The organism is Mesorhizobium sp. ORM8.1, from assembly GCF_053005525.2.
Map to the genome: position 1 here is coordinate 4,808,836 of NZ_CM132600.1, position 20,925 is coordinate 4,829,760.

General features: G+C 61.5%; 14 protein-coding genes and 3 pseudogenes. 7 read left to right on the plus strand and 10 right to left on the minus strand.

The genetic code is table 11. From position 1 onward, the window contains the following. Positions 1-1,267 precede the first annotated feature (1,267 nt). The 10 genes and pseudogenes from purU to ACVDG8_RS24210 form a co-directional block, all read right to left on the minus strand. On the minus strand, positions 1,268-2,125 hold the full coding sequence (gene purU / locus ACVDG8_RS24165; protein ID WP_447256960.1) for a formyltetrahydrofolate deformylase: 858 nt from the start codon (positions 2,123-2,125) through the stop codon (positions 1,268-1,270). A gap of 34 nt (positions 2,126-2,159) precedes the next feature. Beyond that, complete coding sequence (locus ACVDG8_RS24170) at positions 2,160-3,089, minus strand: electron transfer flavoprotein subunit alpha/FixB family protein (protein ID WP_447256961.1); 930 nt, start codon at positions 3,087-3,089, stop codon at positions 2,160-2,162. 157 nt (positions 3,090-3,246) lie between these two features. Then, the gene (locus ACVDG8_RS24175; RefSeq protein ID WP_447256962.1) at positions 3,247-3,996 is read right to left on the minus strand and encodes an electron transfer flavoprotein subunit beta/FixA family protein; all 750 of its coding nucleotides are present in this window, start codon (positions 3,994-3,996) and stop codon (positions 3,247-3,249) included. 19 nt (positions 3,997-4,015) lie between these two features. Further along, a complete protein-coding gene (locus ACVDG8_RS24180) occupies positions 4,016-5,365 on the minus strand; it encodes an aminotransferase class III-fold pyridoxal phosphate-dependent enzyme (protein WP_447257429.1) in 1,350 nt (449 codons plus the stop codon). After that, positions 5,358-6,044: an HAD-IA family hydrolase gene (locus ACVDG8_RS24185; RefSeq protein ID WP_447256963.1), complete on the minus strand. Its 687-nt coding sequence runs from the start codon at positions 6,042-6,044 to the stop codon at positions 5,358-5,360. The genes ACVDG8_RS24180 and ACVDG8_RS24185 overlap by 8 nt, the downstream gene beginning before the upstream one ends. Then, positions 6,041-6,838: an IclR family transcriptional regulator gene (locus ACVDG8_RS24190; RefSeq protein WP_447256964.1), complete on the minus strand. Its 798-nt coding sequence runs from the start codon at positions 6,836-6,838 to the stop codon at positions 6,041-6,043. The genes ACVDG8_RS24185 and ACVDG8_RS24190 overlap by 4 nt, the downstream gene beginning before the upstream one ends. A gap of 70 nt (positions 6,839-6,908) precedes the next feature. Next, entirely contained in the window at positions 6,909-7,922 is a 1,014-nt protein-coding gene (locus tag ACVDG8_RS24195; RefSeq protein WP_447256965.1) for an ABC transporter permease, read from the minus strand. Then, positions 7,919-9,082, minus strand: a complete 1,164-nt coding sequence (locus ACVDG8_RS24200; protein WP_455707244.1) for an ATP-binding cassette domain-containing protein — start codon at positions 9,080-9,082, stop codon at positions 7,919-7,921. The genes ACVDG8_RS24195 and ACVDG8_RS24200 overlap by 4 nt, the downstream gene beginning before the upstream one ends. 41 nt (positions 9,083-9,123) lie before the next feature. Further along, a pseudogene (locus tag ACVDG8_RS24205) lies at positions 9,124-9,441 on the minus strand (ATP-binding cassette domain-containing protein); the annotation flags it as partial. Next, positions 9,441-10,562, minus strand: a complete 1,122-nt coding sequence (locus ACVDG8_RS24210; RefSeq protein WP_447256967.1) for a substrate-binding domain-containing protein — start codon at positions 10,560-10,562, stop codon at positions 9,441-9,443. The gene ACVDG8_RS24210 and the pseudogene ACVDG8_RS24205, both read right to left, overlap by 1 nt. Before the next feature lie 341 nt (positions 10,563-10,903). Between ACVDG8_RS24210 and ACVDG8_RS24215 the strand changes: the two are divergent. The 7 genes and pseudogenes from ACVDG8_RS24215 (at position 10,904) to ACVDG8_RS24245 (ending at position 20,908) form a co-directional block, all read left to right on the plus strand. Continuing rightward, a pseudogene (locus tag ACVDG8_RS24215) lies at positions 10,904-12,399 on the plus strand (aldehyde dehydrogenase). A gap of 69 nt (positions 12,400-12,468) precedes the next feature. Next, positions 12,469-14,973 carry an FAD-dependent oxidoreductase gene (locus tag ACVDG8_RS24220; RefSeq protein WP_455707856.1) on the plus strand — a complete coding sequence of 835 codons (2,505 nt, stop codon included), beginning with the start codon at positions 12,469-12,471 and terminating at the stop codon, positions 14,971-14,973. Then, on the plus strand, positions 14,921-16,180 hold the full coding sequence (locus ACVDG8_RS24225) for a Tm-1-like ATP-binding domain-containing protein (protein WP_447257430.1): 1,260 nt from the start codon (positions 14,921-14,923) through the stop codon (positions 16,178-16,180). Before ACVDG8_RS24220 ends, ACVDG8_RS24225 begins: the two co-directional genes overlap by 53 nt. Further along, complete coding sequence (locus ACVDG8_RS24230) at positions 16,170-18,209, plus strand: oxidoreductase (protein ID WP_447256970.1); 2,040 nt, start codon at positions 16,170-16,172, stop codon at positions 18,207-18,209. Before ACVDG8_RS24225 ends, ACVDG8_RS24230 begins: the two co-directional genes overlap by 11 nt. A 17-nt stretch (positions 18,210-18,226) precedes the next feature. Further along, positions 18,227-19,339 carry an aminomethyltransferase family protein gene (locus ACVDG8_RS24235; RefSeq protein WP_447256971.1) on the plus strand — a complete coding sequence of 371 codons (1,113 nt, stop codon included), beginning with the start codon at positions 18,227-18,229 and terminating at the stop codon, positions 19,337-19,339. A gap of 215 nt (positions 19,340-19,554) precedes the next feature. Continuing rightward, positions 19,555-19,953: pseudogene (locus ACVDG8_RS24240) on the plus strand (fumarylacetoacetate hydrolase family protein); the annotation flags it as partial. Positions 19,954-19,957: 4 nt separating this feature from the next. Further along, entirely contained in the window at positions 19,958-20,908 is a 951-nt protein-coding gene (locus ACVDG8_RS24245; RefSeq protein ID WP_447256972.1) for an MBL fold metallo-hydrolase, read from the plus strand. Positions 20,909-20,925 lie beyond the last annotated feature (17 nt).

Sequence of the window (20,925 nt, forward strand, 5' to 3'; positions counted from 1 at the left end):
GACGGCCGGACCGCGCCGGATTGCCTGTGACGCTGCTCCGTCACTCCGATGGAAAGTGCGCCACGACGGTTCGCGTGCTGCAAATAAGCAGCGCTGCTACGCCGTCGCAGAGCGCGGGAGACTGCACGGCGCGTCGGAACTCAACGCAAGAGTACGGGATCGTGGTGTAGAGCATAGAATAGTGTATTATCGTAGATTGGAGGAGGAACGACGATGGCAATCAAGTCTCTCAAAATGCGACCGATTAAGACGGCAAGATAAAAGGGCGCACATTGTGCGGCGGTCGGTTGGTTGTTTTTGCTGGGTTTTTCATCGCTTCCCGCACATTGTGAGTACTTGCTGCAATGTGCGACTTTTCACTAAATAACTGATTCAGCTTTGGAATTTGAAGGTTGCGAGCGCATCTTGTTAACTTCCGGATTGCGATGGCCCAGCAATGTTGTGGATGTTTCACGAACCAATGACACGTTCGTCGCTTGTCCCTCCAAATGTCCGCAATGGGGCCGTTTGCAGCCAGTCCGGTTTCGGCACAACGTATAAGTAAGCTGCCGGTTGGCTCCGACAACTCCGCCAAGCTGTCGTCTTCACTCGACTGAATCCGGCTCTCGACAGCTAACCTCTAGGTCGTATGGCCAGATAGGTCGTCTGGGGCTGGCTATCGCCGTCTCGTGCTCCGTGGCGAAAAGGTTTGTGACTTGTGCGGTTCAACCCCCAGCCAAGCTCTGTGTCGGTTTCGGCCTCCGTTGCGCTTCGATACAAGCCGCAGTTATGCGCGACTACTCGGCTGAGACACGAAAATAGCTAGATGGACGGTCTGGTCGTTTGCCCTGTTCAATCGATTCTGTGGAACAGGGCCTCTGGCGATCAGCGCACCTTTTTCAGCGGCAATAACCAATCACTTTCAGCGTTGCGATAGCCGAGACACATAGCCACCCACCGATCGCAATCCTCTTTCTCGCAGTCCCAGTATCCGACTGTGCAAAACCGTTTCAAATCGGCGATTTGAAAGGATGGGTTCGCTAACTTATTGGAATTGTGGACGTACCCGAAAAGATTCGAGCTCCTGACTGACCATCCAGGTCGCCTTTTGCCGCTCATTGTTCGAGATTGCTAGCTTCAGTTCCTGCCTCGCGGAGCCGTTTCGACACCCCGCGCGCGTCGATCGCAGCGCCTCATGGGAACCTCCGGCGAATTGTCACGTCAGGTGCCGCATCACACGACTCGATCATTTGCCAATTCGACAACAGTGGAGTGAAACTTGATGCGGCTATTGCGAAAAGACCACGGTGGTGCGCCCGTTCAACATCACCCGGCCCTCCAGATGCAGCTTGACAGCCCGAGCGAGGACTCGGCTTTCGACGTCGCGGCCGGTGGCCACGAAATCATCCGCGCTCATGGCATGAGTGACGCGTTCAGTCTCCTGCTCGATGATCGGGCCCTCGTCCAGGTCCGGCGTCACGTAATGGGCGGTCGCGCCGATGAGTTTGACGCCACGCGTGTGCGCTTGGTGGTAGGGCTTCGCCCCTTTGAAAGACGGTAGGAAGGAATGATGGATGTTGATCACCTTTCCGTAGAGCCGCTTAGATAGATTGTCCGACAGGACCTGCATGTAGCGCGCAAGGATTACGAGGTCGGCGCCAGTCGCGCGCACCAGGTCGAGCAGCTTTTCCTCCTGCTCGGCCTTGTTGTCCCGATTGACCGGCCAGTAGTGGTAGGGGATGTCTTCCAGTTCGGCAGTGCGCCGGCTGTCCTCGTGATTCGAGACGATGGCAGCGACTTCGGCATCGAGCCAGCCGACCCGGATCTGGTAGAGCAGATGCAGCATCGCGTGGTCGAACTTTGAGACCATGATGATGATCCTGGGTCGGTACGCTTGATCGGCGATCGTGGTCTTCAGACCGAATCGCTCGACTGCGGGCTTCAGAACGCGCTCGATGTCCTCCTTGGAAACGCGCTTGGGCAGCGTGAAGGCAATACGCATGTAGAAGCGGTCGGTATGCCGGTCCCAGAATTGCGCACTCTCGCCTATGTTGGCACCGGATGCGGCTAGTTCGGTCGTTACCGCGGCAACGATGCCCGGCTTGTCTTCGCACGATAGGTTGAGCACGAAATTGCAATTGGTCATTTTTCCCTCTGAATAGTCGCTCGGCTGTAAGTGCTCACAGCGCCTGTTTGAACTCGGGCAGCACTTCGAAGAGATCACCGACGAGGCCGTAGTCGGCAATCTGGAAGATCGGCGCTTCCTCGTCCTTGTTGATGGCGACGATCACCTTGGAGTCCTTCATGCCGGCGAGATGCTGGATGGCGCCGGAGATGCCGACGGCAATGTAGAGGTCGGGCGCGACCACCTTGCCGGTCTGGCCGACCTGCCAATCGTTCGGGGCATAGCCGGCGTCGACTGCGGCGCGGGACGCGCCAACCGCGGCGCCGAGCTTGTCGGCGACCGGCAGGATGACTTCCTGGAACTTCTCCGAGGAGCCGAGCGCGCGGCCACCCGAGATGATGATCTTGGCCGAGGTCAGCTCCGGCCGATCGTTCTCGGAAAGCTTGTTCTCGACGAAGGAGGAGAGGCCGGGGTTGGCGGCGGCGCTGACCGTCTCGACCGCGGCCGAACCACCTTCCGGCGCTGCCGCGAAGGAGGCGGTGCGCACCGTGATGACCTTCTTGGCGTCGGTCGACTGGACGGTCTGGATGGCGTTGCCGGCATAGATCGGCCGCTTGAAGGTGTCAGGCGAGACCACTTCGATGATTTCCGACACCTGGGCGACGTCGAGCAGGGCGGCGACGCGCGGCGCGATGTTCTTGCCGGCGGAGGTGGCCGGCGCGATGATCGTGTCATAGCCGCCCGCAAGCGACACAACGAGAGCCGCGGTCGGCTCGGCCAAGCGCTCGGAAAGTTCGTCGGCTTCGGCCAACAGCACCTTCCGAACACCTTTCAGCTTGGCGGCGGCATCGGCAGCGCCCTTGGCGGCCTTGCCGGCCACCAGCACGTCGACTTCCGGGCCGATCTGGAGCGCCGCCGACAGCGCCTTGGCGGTCTGGTCGGAAAGGCTTGCGTTGTCGTGTTCGGCGATGAGGAGAATTGCCATTGTTTTATCCCTGACTTTCGTCTCCGAGGCTCCCTGAAATCCATCCAGGCCGAGCCGAAAACGGTTGGTTTCGAGAACCGGAGCGGAGCGTACAACCGTACGTGAGCACCGGAAGCGCAGAAGCCAGCCGTTTGCAGGCCGGCCTCATCGGATTTCCTTAGAGCACGCCGGCTTCGTTCTTCAGCTTTTCGACGAGCTCGGCCACCGACTTCACCTTGACGCCTGCCTTGCGGCCGCCGGGCTCCTCGGTCTTGATCACCTTCAGGCGCGGCTTGACGTCGGCGCCGAAGTCGGCCGGGCTCTTCTCGTCGAGCGGCTTCTTCTTGGCCTTCATGATATTCGGCAGCGAAGCATAGCGCGGCTGGTTGAGGCGCAGGTCGGCGGTGACGATCGCCGGCATCTTCAACTCGACCGTCTGCAGACCGCCGTCGACTTCGCGCGTCACCTTGGCCTTGTCGCCGGCGAGCTCGATCTTGGAGGCGAAGGTGCCCTGCGACCATCCGAGCAACGCCGCCAGCATCTGGCCGGTCTGGTTCGAATCGTCGTCGATCGCCTGCTTGCCGAGGATGACGAGGCCGGGCTTCTCCGCCTCGACCACGCCCTTCAACACCTTGGCGACGCCCAGCGGCTCGGTCTGCTCGTCGGTCTTGACCAGGATGGCGCGGTCGGCGCCCATGGCGAGCGCGGTGCGGAGCGTTTCCTGCGCCTGCTGCGGGCCGATCGAGACAACGATGATTTCTTCCGCCTTGCCGGCTTCCTTGATGCGGATCGCTTCCTCGACCGCGATCTCGTCGAACGGGTTCATCGCCATCTTGACGTTGGCAAGCTCGACGCCCAGTCCGTCGGCTTTCACCCGGACCTTGACGTTGGCGTCCACAACTCGCTTCACGGGTACCAAAACTTTCATTGCGGCAAATTCCTTCAAATCAGGCGGCCGCCAGCCCTTCGTCTATTGCCGCGACGATCTTCTTCACGTCGCTGGCCGTGATAACGAGCGGAGGGGACAGGATGATGTTGTTACCTGAGATGCGGATCATTACTCCCGCCTCGTAAGCCCGCTCGAAGACCAGGCCAATGACCTTCTTGTCGATCGGCTTCTTCGTGGAGCGATCGGCGACGAGTTCCAACGCCACCATCAGCCCCTTGCCGCGCACATCGCCGACCAGTTCATGCTTTTCCTTGAGAGCCAAACAACCGGCAAGCAACTCAGCGCCGCGCACTTCAGCATTAGCCGTCACGTTCACCTTTTTCATTTCGGACAGACAGGCAAGTGCGGCTGCCGCCCCGACCGGATGCGCCGAATAGGTGTAGCCATGGCCGATCGCACCGAATACTGTCGCGTCGTTCTCGAACACATCGACCACCTTCTCCGAGATCATCACCGCGCCGAAGGGGAAGTAGCCGTTAGTGATGGCCTTTGCCGTGCAGGTGAGATCGGGCCCCACGCCCCAAAGACGAGATCCCGTCCAGGCACCCGTACGGCCGAAGGCAGTTATGACCTCGTCGGCTATGAGCAGGATGCCGTGCCTGTCGCAGATTTCGCGTACTTTGGGCATGAAGCTCTCGTGAGGCGGGATAACGCCGCCCGCACCCAGGACCGGTTCCATGATGAACGCGGCAATGGTGTCGGCGCCCTGAAAAGCGATCTCGTCTTCAAGCGCTGCAGCGCACAGCTCGGCCAGCCTTGCCGGGTCCGTCTCGTTGAAGGGATTGCGATAGAGATAGGGCGACGCAATCTGGAAGCAGCCCGGCAGCAGCGGCTCATAGTTGCGTCGGAAATTGGTGTTGCCGTTTACCGAGGCCCCGCCAAAATGCGTGCCGTGATAGCCCTTCTTGAGGCTTAGGAACTTGGTGCGGTCGCGCTCGCCGCGGATCTTGTGGTACTGCCGTGCCAACCTGAGCGCGGTCTCTACGCTGTCGGAGCCCCCGGACGTGAAGAAGCTGCGCACAAGACCGTCTTGTTTGAACCATTCAGCGAGTTCATACGAGAGTTCGACCGCAGATCCCGTGGAGGTGCCGCGAAAGGCAGAATAATAGGGAAGCGCGTCGAGCTGGTCGGCGATCGCCTTCTTCACGGGATCGCAGGAATAGCCGAGATTCACGTTCCACAGTCCACCGACGGCATCGAGCGTGCGGTGGCCGTCGACGTCAGTCAGAGTCACGCCCTCGGCCCCAACCAGCACTTTGGGCGGGTGCGCGCGCATCTCGGCTGGATGCGCCATTGGATGCCAGAGATGCCTGGCGTTATTCTCTTTCAGAAAATTGCTGTCATGCACCACCATATTGGTCCTCCGTCTGGGCGTTCAGTCCTAGTAACCGAAGCGCTTCCGAATAGCTTTCCGCGGGCCGGCGCACGTCAAATTGGATCGCGTTCATTCCGACAGACAGCGCGCCGCGCACGTTCTTGAACTGGTCATCGACGAAAACGCACGCGGCGGGTTCGAGTCCAAGCGCGCTCGTCACGATCAGATATGCGCGCGGATCTGGCTTCAGAATCTGCGTGTATGTCGCGTCAACGACGACGTCGAAGTCGGCCAGGAAGGGCAAACGTTCGCGAAAGTCGGCGCCGTAGAAGAGGTCGAGTTCGTTGGACAGTATGGCGAGCTTTCTCCCGGCAGCCGTTGCTGCTTCGATCGCGGCCAACGCTTCCGGCCTGATGACCGAGACGGGATCGTCGCCGCGCACGCGCCGGAGAAACTCAGGCAGCGTCGTCCAATCCTCCCCGACCAGCCTTCCCGTTTCATGCGCACGCCTGTACCAATAGTCACGCTCCGAGATCTCACCGGCCTGCATGGCACGCCAGAGCGGATCGGTGTCGGGATCGAACGGCCCGCGCCAGCCGAGCGTGCCCGGCGGCAGTCCGAGCGCCCGCTCACTCTGCTGGTGCGTCTCGAAAAGAGACTTGGAGATCACGCCCCCGAAGTCGAGGACCAGCGCCTGTGCTGTCTCGATCATGCTGTGGCTTCCTCCCCATCACGGATCTCGTCCGGAATCTCGCCACCAATCGTCGTAGTGACTTCGTTGGCAGCCTTCCGAACGGCCGCGGCAATTGAGCGTTCCCCCTCCGATGTCAAGCGCGAGGCCACCGATGCAACGGCAATCGTTCCGTAGACCTGGCCAGTTGCGTCGAAGAATGGGACGGCAATACCGACGACCTCGTCCTCAAAGGTTCGCGCCGAAATAGCGAAACCCTTTTCCCGCGTGTCCGCAAGAAGCCGGCGTAGATCATCGGCAGTCCGCACGGTTTGACTAGTGTGCTTTTTGAAGTCTCCATCCGCGAGGACCGCGTCGAGCATCCTGTCATCCGCAAAGGCGAGATACGCGATTCCGGACGCGGTGGCATGGAACGGCAGCCGCTGCGATGGATCAACGTACACCCTCGTCGAACGCTGCGGCTCGGCAATGCCGATCGTTATCATACCAGTTCCGGAGCCAAGCGCGGCATGTGCTGTCTCGCTGGTTTGGGCAGCTAGCGCCTCAAGCACCGGCTCTACTACCGAGGCGATCGGAAAGCTTGCCTCACGCACTCGGGCGAGCTTCAGGATGTTCCTTCCGAGCCGAAACTTCTTGGTAGCTGAATGCTGCTCGACGAAACCGCCACGCATCAGGCTGTTAAGCAACCGCAAGGTTGTGGCTTTGTCCTGCCCGGCTTCGCGAGCCAGTTCGCTCAATCCCCATTCGGGTTCCGCGACCGAAAAGAATTCCAGCAAAATCAGGGCTTTGTCCACAGTCCCCATGGTTTTACTCATGAGACCGTGCTCCGTCCGCCACGTTGACCGGCGTCCCCGGTCGTGAGAAATAACTCTGTCACGGAGATCCTCAAACTTGATTTCGTCCCAGAAAACGGGCGAGTCCGACACCGAGTATCAGTGCGCACCCGTTGATCAGATCGTTCACATAAACGTCAGCACCAGCGAGGTTCAATCCACTGTTGAGAGTGGCAAGGAAGAAGACAGCCACAACCACTCCGAACACATTGTAGACGCCTGGCCTGATCGAGGCGGCGCTCAAGAAGGCAGCCGCCAGCGCCGGCAATGTAAAAGCCTCTCCGACTCTCGGGTTGGCTCCGCCGGTCCTCGATACCTGAAGAAACCCTGCGAGCCCTGCCAGCAATCCGGCCAGCACGAAACTCCGGAAAAGAATTCGTTTGGTGTTGATCCCGACAAGACGAGCGGCGGACGCATTCGAGCCAATAGCATACATGTAACGGCCGAACGGTGTGTGATACGCCAGATAGGCGATTGCGATCGTGACCACCAACAGGGCGAAAAGCGGCAACGGCACTCCGAATACAGCACCGGATCCGAAGCGCGTGAGCGCAGGTGGGATGTTGCTGACGATGCTTACGCCGTTCGTCTTCCACACGACGATTCCGTGTATGATGATCGAGGTGCCTAAAGTCGTTATCAGCGAGTTTATCCCCGCCCAAGTGATCAATAGGCCGTTGACGACGCCCACGCACGCGCCGACGCCTGCGGCGATGCAGAGCGCAACCGGCCATGGCACGCCAATCGACATCGCCGACGCCGCGAGAATTGAAGCCAACCCGAGATTTGCTCCAACGCTTACGTCGAACTCGTTGGTGATGAGAGGTATAAAGGCAGCCAATGCAACGATCGCCAAAACCGTCTGATTGGCTATGACGATCCGAAGATTGGCCGCCGTCGGAAAGGTTTCGCTCGTTGCAGGCAGAACCGAGAAGACGGCCGCGATCAGCAGCATCAGGCCGACGAGTGTGTAAGCCTCTGCGTAGCGGATGATCAGTCCGGTAACGCGGCTGGTAGAGGGGCCGGCCGCCGTCTTGCGAACCTGGGTCACGGTCGGGTCACTCATGCCGCTATCCTCATATGGGCGAGTCGTTGAAGATTGTCGCTTGTCAGTTCGCCTGCGGTCACATCGGCGATGATGCGGCCGCGGTTCAATACGATTACGCGATCGCACAGCTCGGCCAATTCTGAAAAATCGGAGGAGACGACCACCGCGCTTGCTCCTTCAGACACCGCGCCGCGCACGAGCCGATGAATATCGGCGCGGGCGCCAACGTCGACACCTTGTGTTGGCTCGTCCAGAAGAAGCAAACGGGGCCTTCTCAACAACCAGCGGCCGATTACAACCTTTTGCTGGTTGCCTCCGGAGAGCTGGCTAATCGCGAGGTCGGTCCTGCGTGGTCGCAACCCTACCAAGTCAGCTATGGCGGCTGCGTCCCGTTTTTCGGCTTTGGCACGCAGACGGGCACTTTTCCAGTACCGATCGAGACTTGCCATGGAGATGTTCCCTGCCACTGAGAGCCCTGGGAACGTGCCGTCCGCAAGACGGTCTTCCGGTACGTAGGCAATCCCGTGCTGAACAGCGTCCGCGGGATCAACTGGGTTGTAGCCAGATCCATCAAACAGCATGGTGCCCGCGCTTGGCCGAGCTAGCCCGAATACCGCGCGTAGGAAGGACGTCCTGCCTGATCCAACCAGTCCCGCGATCCCCAACACCTCGCCCACTTTGACCGACAGGTTCACATTTACGAGTGGCCCCAGGCAAAGGTTCTTCGCTTCCAGCAGAACCCGGTCCGTCACGCAAGTTGGGCCCCGATTTTCAGAAACCGCAAGCGGACTTCCAGCGATCAACTGAACCAGTATATCGTGGGTGATCTCGTCGCGGGGCAAATCTCCAGCCACCTTCCCGTCGCGCAAGACGGTAACGTGATCTGCAAGGTCGAGCACCTCATCAAGCCTATGGGTCACGACGATAATGGTCTGGCCCGCGGCCGCGTATCGCCTGAGAGCTTGCGCGAGGCGTGCCACCTCGGCTGAAGATAGGGTTGCCGTCGGCTCATCGAGTATGAGAAGGCCGGTCGTGCTCCCCTCCTGATCTTGTAGCGCGCGTGCGATTGCCACCATCGTCTGCATGGCTGGGCGCAGGGACGACAGGATTTGGTCTGGGCTCGCCTCGATGCCAAAGCGAGTGAGCACCCTTGGGCCCGCTCGCGCACGGCCGGCCATCGGATCCGACCTCCCATGCTGGCCTCATATCCTCGCCCCAGCGACAGATTTTCGGCAACAGACAGATGCGGAAAGGTGGAGGAATGTTGATGAACAACATGAATCTCGTGCTTTCGCGCGAGGCTGGCGGTCAAGGACCCAGCGTCGATTTGTGCGCCGCCGACTTCGATCTGGCCAGCATCGGCGCGATCGACGCCGGCCAGAATGCGTATCAGAGTGGACTTGCCCGAGCCGTTGCCGCCGAGCAGAGCATGAATCGACCCAGGTCTTACGGTCATCGAAACGCCCGCGAGAGCACGGGTCGCACCGAACCTCTTGGCGATATCCGTAACTTTGAGAGCGGCAGACGGCACGGGCATCACTGTGCGAGGCCCCAGGCTTTCTTGAACCCGGCTACAAAGTCGACGGATGCACTGAATGGCCCAGACGTTCCAGCATTGTGATCCTTGTCGAACACCTGCAGGCCTGCGCCAGAGCCGACCGGATCCTGATTCTGAAACAGCCGGTTGAGATTATCGACAGCAGAATAGCCCTCCCACACACTTGGGATTCCGACCCCCGCAGTCACTTGCTTGCTGCCACTGCGCACCAAGTCCATGGTTGCCTGCTGGCCCTCGGCACCCATAACGATGATATCGCGGCCGGAGGCTTCGATCGCCGAACCCATTCCGCTGAGAATGAGCGAATCGGCAGGTACTGCGATTCCATTGGCATTCGGATAGCGAAGCAGCGCCTGTTCGGCCAGCTGCTGCAATTCCGGACCCTGCGAGGCATAGCTGAACTTGACCTCATACACTTCGCACCCAGGGCAGCGCTTAAGCTCCGCGATCGTCGCCTCGCTGTTCAGTTTAGAAATGAGGACTTCGTCGCTGACGAAAACGATAACTTTCGCCTTACCCTCGGTTCTGGCGATTATGTAGTCCGCTTGCCAGGCGCCATATTTCTTCACCCAAGAGATAACATCGCCTTCGACATAGCTGACCTCGCCGTGAAATAGCGGCTGCTCGCCTGGGTTTGTGACATTGCAATCGGCGCCTTCGATACCGACAACCTTCATCTGCGCCTGACGGGCTTCCTCAAGCGGCGCTTTGATGCCGGCGCAATCGGCTCCGGCGATGACCACGGCGTCATACTTACCCGCGATGGCCTGGCGAATGCCATTGCCCTGTGTGGCGGGATCATATTTGCCATCAAAAACGGTGGTCTTCCAACCAAGGAGATTTCCGGCCTCCGTAATGCCTTGGGCCTGCGCTGCGCAAAGGCTGACATCCTGACTGCAAGATATCACCCAGATCTTTTTGCCGGTGACGGGCTTTGGCGCACTGGTCGGCGGGCCCTGGTATGTGCCCTTGTACAATTCCTCCAAAGAAGGAAAGGCGGCTTTATCTTCGGCTCGTACATGGGTCGCGGTGGCGGTCGCAATCATTCCGCCTATGCCGGCCAGCGCCAGCAGTCTGAAACAGCTATCTGAAATTTTCATGCGTCTCTCCTCATGCTGAGGGCTCACAAAGCCCTGTCAATTCCCACTCTGGCGCTTGGGTTTCGCCCCTTTTGATGCGCTCGTTTTTGCACTTCCAAATACCTCTTGACAGAAAACCGAGCCTCTTGCAACATTATTCTCACCGTCGGTGATAATATTGAACCGATGATACACACATGAATCATCGCATGCCACACGAATAGCTGGCGACGTTGCGGCGCTTAAAGGACACATGATGGCCAGGCAGAGGGCGCCGCTGTTCAAGCTGCCGGCATGGGTAGGAAATCGACTGGCGAGCGTGCTGTGATCAACAACGACAAGGTGAGGAGGGCAGGCTAGCCATGGATAGTGCGTCGGTCCAAGAGAGTATCGATGCCCTGCGCTTGAACTCCATCCCGCCGCAGGGCCTCTTTATCGGAGGAAGTGGCAAGACGCTGAAGGTGGCGAAACCCTCGAGGTCGTTTCGCCGATCAATGGCCAGCCTCTGACATCGATCGCAGCCGCCGGCGCCGCCGATGTGGACGCTGCGGTCAAAGTTGCGCGCACAGCCTACGAACATGGCGGCTGGTCGCGCGCGGCTCCTTCCGAGCGCAAGAAGGTTCTGCATCGCATTGCTGACTTGCTCGAGAAGTACGCCCTTCAGCTCGCTGTGCTTGGCGTGCGCGACAACGGAACCGAGATATCCATGGCGTTGAAGGCTGAACTGGGCAGTGCGGCCGGTACCTTCCGCTACTACGCGGAGGCCATCGACAAGGTCTATGGCGAGATCGCGCCGACGGCCCAGAATATGCTCGGCCTTGTTCACCGGGAACCGGTGGGTGTCATCGCGGCGATCGTGCCGTGGAATTTCCCCTTGATGATCGGCGCCTGGAAGATCGCACCGGCACTCGCGGTCGGCAATTCCGTTGTGCTCAAGCCGGCCGAGACAGCGTCACTGTCGCTTCTGCGCCTGGCCGAGATCTGTGCAGAAGCCGGACTTCCCGACGGCGTCCTCAACGTCGTCACCGGCCGCGGTGCGGTCGCAGGCGAAGCGCTCGGGCTCCACATGGACATCGACGTGCTCGCCTTCACCGGTTCAGCGGACGTCGGCCGCAGGCTCCTCGAATATTCGGCGCGTTCCAACCTCAAGCGCGTCTATCTCGAACTCGGCGGTAAATCGCCCAACATGGTTTTTGCAGATGCGCCGAACCTGGATCAGGCCGCAAAGGTTTCAGCCTACGGCATCTTCCGAAACTCCGGTCAGGTTTGCGTGGCCGGCTCGCGCCTGCTGGTCGAACGCGCGATCCAGGACGAATTCGTGGAGAAGGTCGCTGCCATTGCGTCCAAGATGAAGGTCGGCGACCCGCTCGACCTTACGACCGAGGCTGGCGCCGTCAACAGCCTCGAACAGTTGACCAAGAACCTCGCGCATGTCGAGAAGGCGGGCCTCGAGGGCGCCAATCTGAAGATCGGCGGCAAGCGTATCTTGCGGGACACCGGCGGCTTCTACATGACGCCTACGATTTTCGACGCGGTGCGGCCGGAAATGACTCTCGCCCGCGAAGAGGTGTTCGGCCCGATCCTTGGCGTGATCGCGTTCGACGACGAGGCCGACGCCGTCCGCATTGCGAACGCTACGCCTTACGGTCTCGCCTCCGCCGTCTGGACGTCGAGCCTTTCCCGCGCCCACCGCATGGTCCGAGCGATCAAGGCGGGCCTCGTCCACGTCAACACCTACGGCGGCGCAGACGGCACCGTGCCGCTCGGTGGGGTGAGACAATCGGGCAATGGACACGACAAATCGCTCCACGCTCTCGACAAATACACGGATCTCAAGACGGCATGGATTCAGCTGTGAAAGAGTATCTTCAATGACCGCAAGACCCCTCCTGATCACGCACCCGTCGTCATCATTGGCGGCGGCGTCATCGGGACATCGACCCTCTATCATCTCGCCAAGCGCGGCGTGGCGGGGGCCGTGCTGCTCGAGCGCAAGCAACTCGCGTCTGGTACCACATGGCATGCAGCCGGCATCGTTGGACAGTTGCGCGAGTCAGGAGCCCAGACGGAACTGTCGAAATACACCGCGCGACTGTTCACCGAACTCGAAGCTGAAACAGGGCAGGCCACCGGCTACAAGCAGAACGGCACCATCCATCTTGCGCTGTCGGCGGTCCGGCTGGAGCAGTTGCGCCGCAATCATGACCATGCGGCGCGCGTCGGCATCGAAAGCCATCTGCTCGGTCTGGAAGAGTTAAAGGAGAAATGGCCTTGGGCCGACTATGACGGCGTGCTAGGCGGCTTCTTCGTTCCCTCAAACGGACAGGTGAATCCACTCGACGTCACCCAGGCCTTCGCGCGGGGCGCTCGCTCCAATGGTTGTCTGGTGTTCGAGAACACGGCCGCGACGCGGATCGTCACCCGCAACGGTCGTGTAGTCGCAGTGGAGACCGAGCGCGGCACCATCGCAACCGAAAAGGTGCTACTCGCCGGCGGTATGTGGTCGGCCCGCTTTGCCAAGGCTCACGGTGTCACTGTCCCGTTGCACGCGGCCGAGCATTTCTACATCGTCACGGAGGCGATACCGGACCTGTCGAAGACGCTGCCTGGGCTTGTGGTGCTGGAGGAGCGCATCTACGCGAAGGAAGACGCGGGCAAGCTTCTGATCGGCGGCTTCGAGTCTCGCGGCAAGGCGTGGGGCCGCGACGGCATTCCCGATAGCTTCGAGTTCGACGAGCTTCCTTTCGACATGGAGCATCTGGAGCCCGTGCTCGAGACGATTTTTGCCCGCATGCCGGGCCTCGCCGAATTCGGCGTGCAGACCTTCTTCAACGGCCCTGAGAGCTTCACGCCGGATGGTCGGCCCTATCTGGGCCCAGCGCCGGAGATGCCTGGGCTCTTCGTTGCCGCAGGCATGAACTCGAACGGCATCCTCAATTCCGGTGGGGTCGGCTTGACCATGGCCGAGTGGCTGATTGACGGTCTGCCTTCGCGCGGCATGGGGTCAATGCTCGCCGCCCGCGCGCTTCCCTTTCAGGTCAATGCCGCCTACAACGCGGAGCGCGTCACCGAAGCGGTCGGGTTGCACTGGGGCCTGCACTGGCCCGGCCGGCAGATCGAGACCGCCCGTGGCGTGCGCCGGATTCCGTTGCATGATCGGCTGAAGGCGAAAGGCGCGGTGTTCGCTGAGCGTATCGGCTGGGAAGTGCCGATGTATTTCGATACGTCAGGCAAAGGGTGGCCGACTGAGCCGTCGATTGGCAGGCAGGAATGGTTCCCGCTGGTGGAAACGGAATGCCAGGCCGCGCGCGACGCGGCCGCACTCCTGGACCAGTCGATGTACGGCAAGATTCTTGTTCAAGGGCCGGACGCCGCACGCGCTCTCAATCGGGTCTGCGGCGCCGAGATGGATGTGCCGGTCGGAACATCGGTCTACGCGCAGTTCCTCAACCAGCGCGGCGGCATTGAGGCTGACATCACCGCGACCCGCATCGGGCCTGACAGGTTCGTCATCGTCACCGGCCATCCGAGCCAGATTCGCGATCAAGCGTGGATCAAGGCGCATTCCGATCCGGACTGGCGCTTTGAAGTCTTTGACGCCACCTCGTCCTTTTCACTGCTGTCCGTCCACGGACCCCGCTCCCGCGAAATTCTCTCGGCCATCTCGATGGACGACCTCGCGGAAGAAGCATTTCTGTTCGGCGACGCACGCGAGATCGACCTCGCCTATGCGCGCGTCTGGGCTATCCGTCGCTCCTTCCTCGGCGAACTCGGATACGAACTGCTGATTCCGACGGAATTCACCGCGGGAGTCTACGAGGCGCTCCTGGCCGCGGGCGAGCCGCTCGGTCTGCGCCATATCGGCATGTTCGCGATGAACCACTGCCGTATGGAAAAGGCGTTCCGTCATTTTGGCCACGATATCGGCGAGGACGACACGCCCTACGAGGCCGGCCTCGGCTTCGCTGTGAAGCTGGACAAGGCCGAACCCTTCGTCGGACGCCAGGCGCTGGTAAAGCAGAAGGCGGCGGGACCGGCAACCCGACACCGTACGGTAGCGATTGCGGTGGAGGGAGCAACACCCGAGAATGGCCCGTTCCTCATCCACAACGAGCCGATCTGGCACGACGGCCGGTTGGCCGGCCATGTGACATCAGGCGCCTGGGGGTTCCGGCTCGGCAAATCCTTGGGCATGGCGACGCTTCAGAATCCTGAAGGGGTGTCGAAGCAGTGGATCGAAGAAGGCCGCTTTACGGTCCGAGTCGCTGGACAGGATTTCCCCCTGACCGTGCAACTCGCGCCATTCTATGACCCTGCCGGCGAACGTATGCGCGGCGGGCCGAACCAGGCAAAAACAACAAACAAGGGGAACCAAGCCCATGAGCGGAAAGACGATCCTGATCATCGGGACCTACGATACCAAGTCGGATGAGTTGAGGTTTCTGCAGGGCTGCATCGAGAAGCAAGGCGGCAATGCTCTGACCATGGATGTCAGTGTGTTGGGGGACGCGCCTCAGCCGGTCGACATTTCGAAGCACCAGGTGGCCGAAGCGGCAGATTCCTCAATCGCGGTAGCCGTTAGCTCAGGTGATGAGAACACTGCAATGCAGATCATGGCGACGGGCGCCTCGAAGCTGACGGCTAAGCTACATGCCGAAGGCAAGATCGATGGCATGATTGCCGTGGGCGGAACCATGGGCACGGACCTGGCGCTGGACTGCGCGCGGGCGCTGCCGATCGGGGTGCCCAAATATGTGATCTCGACGATCGCCTTCTCCCCTCTGATCCCGCCCGACAGACTGTCCGCCGACATTCAGATGATCCTGTGGGCGGGTGGGCTCTATGGTCTGAATGATATCTGCAAGGCGACGCTCAGCCAGGCCGCGGGAGCCGTGCTGGGCGCGGCACGGGCGGTGGTGCCACCCGATCCGGACCGGCCGGTGATCGGCATGATGAGCTTCGGATCGTCGGCCCTGAAATACATGATTCACCTGCGCCAACCGCTGATCGACCGTGGCTTCTCGGTTGCCGTCTTCCATGGCACCGGTATGGGCGGCATGGCGATGGAAAGCCTCGCCGCGCAGGGCTATTTCGCCGCCATTTTGGAGTTGGCGGTGGCCGAGATCGGCAATCTCATGGTCGGGTCCGTCATCAACGCCGGCAAGGATCGCATGATGGCTGCGGGCCGGCGCGGGACACCGATCATCGCCGCGCCAGGTTTCGGCGACATGATCGATTTCGCCACCTGGCAGCCGGTGCCCGAGCGTTTCCGCGACCGCCCCTATCATGCTCACAACCGACTGCTCGCATCGGCTTCACTGACCGGGCAGGAGCGGCGCGAGCTTGCACGCGAGGTCGCCCGCCGACTGAGAGCCGCCAAGGGACCGGTGCATTTCGTGCTGCCAACTCACGGCATCCACGCGTGGGACACCGAAGGCATGCCCGCGCACGACCCTGCCGCGCTGGCGGAGATGGTCGACGAGTATAGGAAGGTCATGACCGACCCGATCAAACTGTCGGTCGTGGATTGCCATATCAACGACCTCGCCTTTTCGGACAAGGTTCTTGAGATCATCGACGGCTGGATCGCCGACGGCACCATCAAGGTAACAAGACAAAGCAAGCGCCATGTCGCGTGACCCGCGCTATGACATCCTGTTCGAGCCCGTGAAGATCGGCCCGGTCGTGGCGCCGAACCGCTTGGTGTCGATGCCTCACGCGATCGGGTTCTCCTATCTTATGCCCAACGGTGCCATCGGCATCCGCGAGACGCGTGCCGAAGGCGGTTGGGGCATCGTGGCGATGCAGCTTTCCGAGATCGATCCGACATCGGATCTGTCGGGCCTTCCCTACGAACGGCTGTGGGATGACGAGGATGTCAAGGCGCACGCGCGCTCGGTGGCCCGCATCCACGTGCACGGGGCTCTGGCTTCGATCGAACTCGCGCATACCGGCATCCGTTCGCGCGGCATCTCGAACGGCTATCCGGCGATGGGGCCGTCGGTCGTGCCGACGCTGAAAGCGGAAGCGCCATTCATGGCGCGAGCCATGGATAAAGCCGACATCCGCACTTTGCGCGAAAATTATCGTGCCGCTGCTCGGCGGGCCAAGCAGGCGGGCTACGACATCGTCTATGTCTACGCCTCGCACGACGCCTCCGTGCTCTGGCACTTCTTGTCGCCTGCCTACAACCGGCGAACCGACGAATATGGCGGCAGTTTTGACAACCGCCTGCGGCTGTTCCGCGAGGTGCTGGAAGAGACCAAGGAAGAAGCCGGAGATGACATGGCCGTGGCGGTGCGCTTTGCTGTGCATGAACTGTCGGGACCCAAGCGCATCCTCAACACCGGTGAAGGTCGTGCTGTCGTCGAGGCGCTTGCGGAGCTTCCAGACCTCTGGGACGTGAATATCTCCGGTTGGAGCCGAGACAGCGGCACCTCTCGCTACGACCCCGAAGGGTTTCAGGAGGAGTTCACTAGCTTCGTCAAGCAGGTGACAGGCAAGCCCGTGCTCGGGGTCGGCCGCTTCACCTCGCCTGATGCGATGGTAGGTCAGATCCGGCGCGGCGTGCTCGACCTGATCGGAGGCGCGCGCCCGTCGATCGCCGATCCGTTCCTGCCGGCAAAGATCCGTGAAGGGCGGATCGAGGACATCCGCGAGTGCATCGGCTGCAATTTCTGCGTCTCGGCCGAGACCCTTGGCGTCGAACTGCGCTGCACCCAGAACCCGACGATCTCCGAGGAATGGCGCCGCGGCTGGCACCCTGAGCGCGTGCCGCAGGTGGTAAAGCCGGAGTCTGCGTTGATCGTGGGCAGCGGCCCGGCGGGACTCGAAGCGGCACTAGTGCTGGCGCGCGCGGGTCATGCGGTGACGGTCGCGGAGAGACGCGAGGAACTGGGTGGCCGGGTCGCCCGCGAGTCACGGATCAAAGGGCTCTCCGCTTGGGGGCGCGTAGCGGACTACCGCCTGTATCAACTCAGGCAAATGCCAAATGTGGAGCTCTATCCCGGCAGCGATCTCCACGCCGACGCGATCGCCGAATTCGGGGCGGATCATATCCTTCTTGCCACCGGCGCTCTGTGGCTTGGCGATGGGGCCGGACGCACGAGGCTCGATCCCATCCCGGGTTTCGAGGGAACGGCGCTGACTCCCGACGATGTGATGGACGGCGGGGCGATCGAGGGGCCAGTCGTCATCTATGACGACGACCACTACTACATGGCCAACGCCCTGGCCGCGGACCTCGCGGCCAAAGGGCATGCGGTCAGCATCGTCACGCCGCTGCCTGTACTCGGAGCCTGGATGGCGCAGACGCTGGAGCAGCCGCGCATGCTGGGCCAATTGAAATCGGCAGGGGTCAAAATGCATCCCAACACCACCGCGATCGCCTGGAAGGAGGGCGGATTGTCGGTGTTCCGCTCCGACACTGGCGACGAGCTGCCAATGATCGAAGGACGCACGCTGATCTCCGTCACGACGCGGCTACCCGATCCGGCGCTGTCACAGGCTCTCAGCGAACGCGGCCTCGCACATCGCATAGTCGGCGACGCAGACTGCCCCGGCGTGATCCAGGCTGCAGTCTATTCCGGCCACCGGCACGCACGCGAAATCCTCGGCACCGAGCCCGCCGACCGTATCTTCCGCCGCGAGCGCCCTGTGCTCTTCTAAATGCAGGAATTTCAGCAATGACAGCCAAGCATACACCGCTCTACCATGCATTTCTCGCGCGAAACGCCCAGATGGCGGAGAAGGCGCATTTCCTCACCGCCAACGTCTTCACCGACGCAAAGACCGAGCACGAGGCCGTTCGCAACGCCGCCGGCCTGTTCGAGATTTTCGGTCAGTTCCTTGTGGAGGTCGCGGGCACGGAGGCGGAACGCTTCCTGAACGAGACGCTGGTCGCAGACTTCACCAAGGTCGCGCTCCGCCAAGGCGTCTACTGCGGCATCCTCAACGAGCAAGGCGGCTACATTGACGATGTCATAACCTATCGTCCCGCGCTGGACGTTTTCTGGGTCGTGCCGGCCCCGCACCGGGTGAATCGCGTCGAAACCTATCTGCGCGAGCGCGGCGCGGCCTATGGCGTACACGCCGTTTCGCTCGGCTACCGCTATGTCTCGCTTTCGCTGCAGGGTCCGAGGTCGCGCGATTGTCTCGCTGCCGTGACCGAGGCGGATCTGTCGAACGCGGCATTGCCGGCGTTCGGATTGCTGACGGCGACAGTGGCAGACATTCCGGGCGTAGTCGTCACGCGCACCGGGTTCACCGGCGAACTTGGCTATGAGCTGTGGGTACCGACAGAGTATGTCGAAAGTTTCTACGACGCGCTGCTGGACGCAGGGAAACCCTTTGGCCTCGTGCCCTGCGGCGCAGGCTCGATGGGATCGCTCAGGATCGAGAAGCGTTATCCGATCTGGGGTCGTGACATCGGCGAGGATACCACGCCCGTCGAAGCCGGACTCGGCTGGACGGTGAAGCCGAAGGAGGCCGACTACCCCGGCAAGGCCGTCGTCGAGCGGCAGAAACAGGATGGCCCCGAGCGGCTTCTGGTGCTGCTGGAACTGCCCGAGGGGGCTGCCCTCCCGGAGATGGGCGCGACGGTCACGCATGAGGGCGCCGCCATCGGCAAGGTGACATCGGTGGCGATGGGCCATACCGTCGGCCGGCCACTGGCGCTTGCTTATGTGAAGCGCGATCTCGTGACCGATGGCCGGGTCGTCAGTCTGCCGAACGACGTCGCAGCCACCGTCCGCCCCCAGGCTGTCTACGACCCCAAATCCACACGCTCCCGCATATAACGTGGGCGGGCGAGCAGTCGCTGCGATCACGAAGAACAGGCGAAGCCAAAGAGAGATTGCTATGGAGCTGTCCGAATATCGCGAGGAAATCCGCAAGACCAGCGAGGTCGAGGTGATCGCGAGGCGCTGTTCCTGCGACTCGCTCCTGCCTACACGTCGCAAGATCGCGAGAGGCTTGTCGCAATGGCGCGACTCGCATCGGTTACGGGCGGCCAGCTTGGGACGGTGGCAAGCTGCATCTGCCACTGGCGGTGGACTTCAACGGCATGGCCTTCGGACGCGCCAACGCCGGCATCGACATGACCTCCGATTTTCCCGCGCTGGTCGCCCAAGCGGCGAAAACTCGGCCACTCGCCGCCGGCACAATCATCGGCTCGGGCACGGTGTCGAACAAGCTTGGCGATGGGCCGTGCGAGCCTGTTACGGATGGCCGCGTCGGCTATTCCTTCATAGCCGAGATGCGCATGATCGAAATCATTGAGGAGGGCGCGGCGAAAACGCCTTTCATGCGCCTTCGGCGGCATGGTCCGCGCATCGAGATGAGAGACAAGGTCGGCCACTCCATCTTTGGCGCGATCGAACAAGCGGTGACGCAATACAAGAAGGAAGTATGAGACTATGGCAAAGCAATTCGCATCAGCCGGCGATATGGCAGAGAAGAAGATCTCGTTCACCGAGATCGGCCGCGACCTGTGGGCCTTCACCGCCGAGGGCGACCCGAACACCGGCGTCATCATCGGCGACGAGTCGGTGATGGTGATCGACGCGCAGGCCACGCCGCGGCTGGCCGGCAAGGTGATCGAGAAGATCAGGACCGTCACAGACAAGCCGATCAATTACGTAGTGCTTTCGCACTATCACGCCGTGCGGGTGCTAGGCGCTTCGGCCTATGGTGCACAGCACACGATCATGTCGGAGAAGGCGCGCGCCATGGTCGCCGAGCGCGGGCAGGAGGACTGGGACTCCGAGTTCGGCAGGTTTCCGCGCCTCTTCCAAGGCCACGAGTCGATCCCCGGCCTAACTTGGCCGACGCTGACCTTCAACGACCGGTTGACGCTCTATCTCGGCAAGCGGCGCGTGGACCTCAAATTTATCGGCCGGGCACACACGGCGGGCGACATCGTCGCCTTCGTGCCCGACGCCAACGTCATGTTCACCGGCGATATCGTCGAGTACCATTCGGCCTGCTATTGCGGCGACGGCCATTTTGCGGACTGGCCGCAAACGCTGGAGGCGATCCGGTCGTTCGACCTCGACGCGATCGCGCCGGGACGCGGCGACGCGCTGGTGGGTTCGGATAAGGTCAATGCCGCGCTCGACAACACTGCCGATTTCGTCACCTCCACCTACCGGCCGGTGGCGCGGGTAGCCCAGGGCGGCGGCTCTCTGAAGGAAGCGTGGGACGCGGCCCGCGCGGCGTGCGATCCGAAATTCGCATCCTACGCCATCTACGAGCACTGCCTGCCCTTCAACGTCGCCCGCGCCTACGACGAGGCTTGCGGCATCGACACGCCGCGCATCTGGACCGCAGAGCGTGACCGGCAGATGTGGGCCGCACTTCAGGGTTAGCGGTCCGGACGCAACCG

Coding starts and splice junctions, on each gene's coding strand:
- ACVDG8_RS24185 (WP_447256963.1), bottom strand. CDS start 6,044: ATGATCGAGACAGCACAGGCGCTGGTCCTCGACTTCGGGGGCGTGATC.
- ACVDG8_RS24175 (WP_447256962.1), bottom strand. CDS start 3,996: ATGAAAGTTTTGGTACCCGTGAAGCGAGTTGTGGACGCCAACGTCAAG.
- ACVDG8_RS24230 (WP_447256970.1), top strand. CDS start 16,170: ATGTCGCGTGACCCGCGCTATGACATCCTGTTCGAGCCCGTGAAGATC.
- ACVDG8_RS24200 (WP_455707244.1), bottom strand. CDS start 9,082: ATGGCCGGCCGTGCGCGAGCGGGCCCAAGGGTGCTCACTCGCTTTGGC.
- ACVDG8_RS24235 (WP_447256971.1), top strand. CDS start 18,227: ATGACAGCCAAGCATACACCGCTCTACCATGCATTTCTCGCGCGAAAC.
- ACVDG8_RS24210 (WP_447256967.1), bottom strand. CDS start 10,562: ATGAAAATTTCAGATAGCTGTTTCAGACTGCTGGCGCTGGCCGGCATA.
- ACVDG8_RS24225 (WP_447257430.1), top strand. CDS start 14,921: ATGAGCGGAAAGACGATCCTGATCATCGGGACCTACGATACCAAGTCG.
- purU (WP_447256960.1), bottom strand. CDS start 2,125: ATGACCAATTGCAATTTCGTGCTCAACCTATCGTGCGAAGACAAGCCG.
- ACVDG8_RS24195 (WP_447256965.1), bottom strand. CDS start 7,922: ATGAGTGACCCGACCGTGACCCAGGTTCGCAAGACGGCGGCCGGCCCC.
- ACVDG8_RS24170 (WP_447256961.1), bottom strand. CDS start 3,089: ATGGCAATTCTCCTCATCGCCGAACACGACAACGCAAGCCTTTCCGAC.
- ACVDG8_RS24190 (WP_447256964.1), bottom strand. CDS start 6,838: ATGAGTAAAACCATGGGGACTGTGGACAAAGCCCTGATTTTGCTGGAA.
- ACVDG8_RS24245 (WP_447256972.1), top strand. CDS start 19,958: ATGGCAAAGCAATTCGCATCAGCCGGCGATATGGCAGAGAAGAAGATC.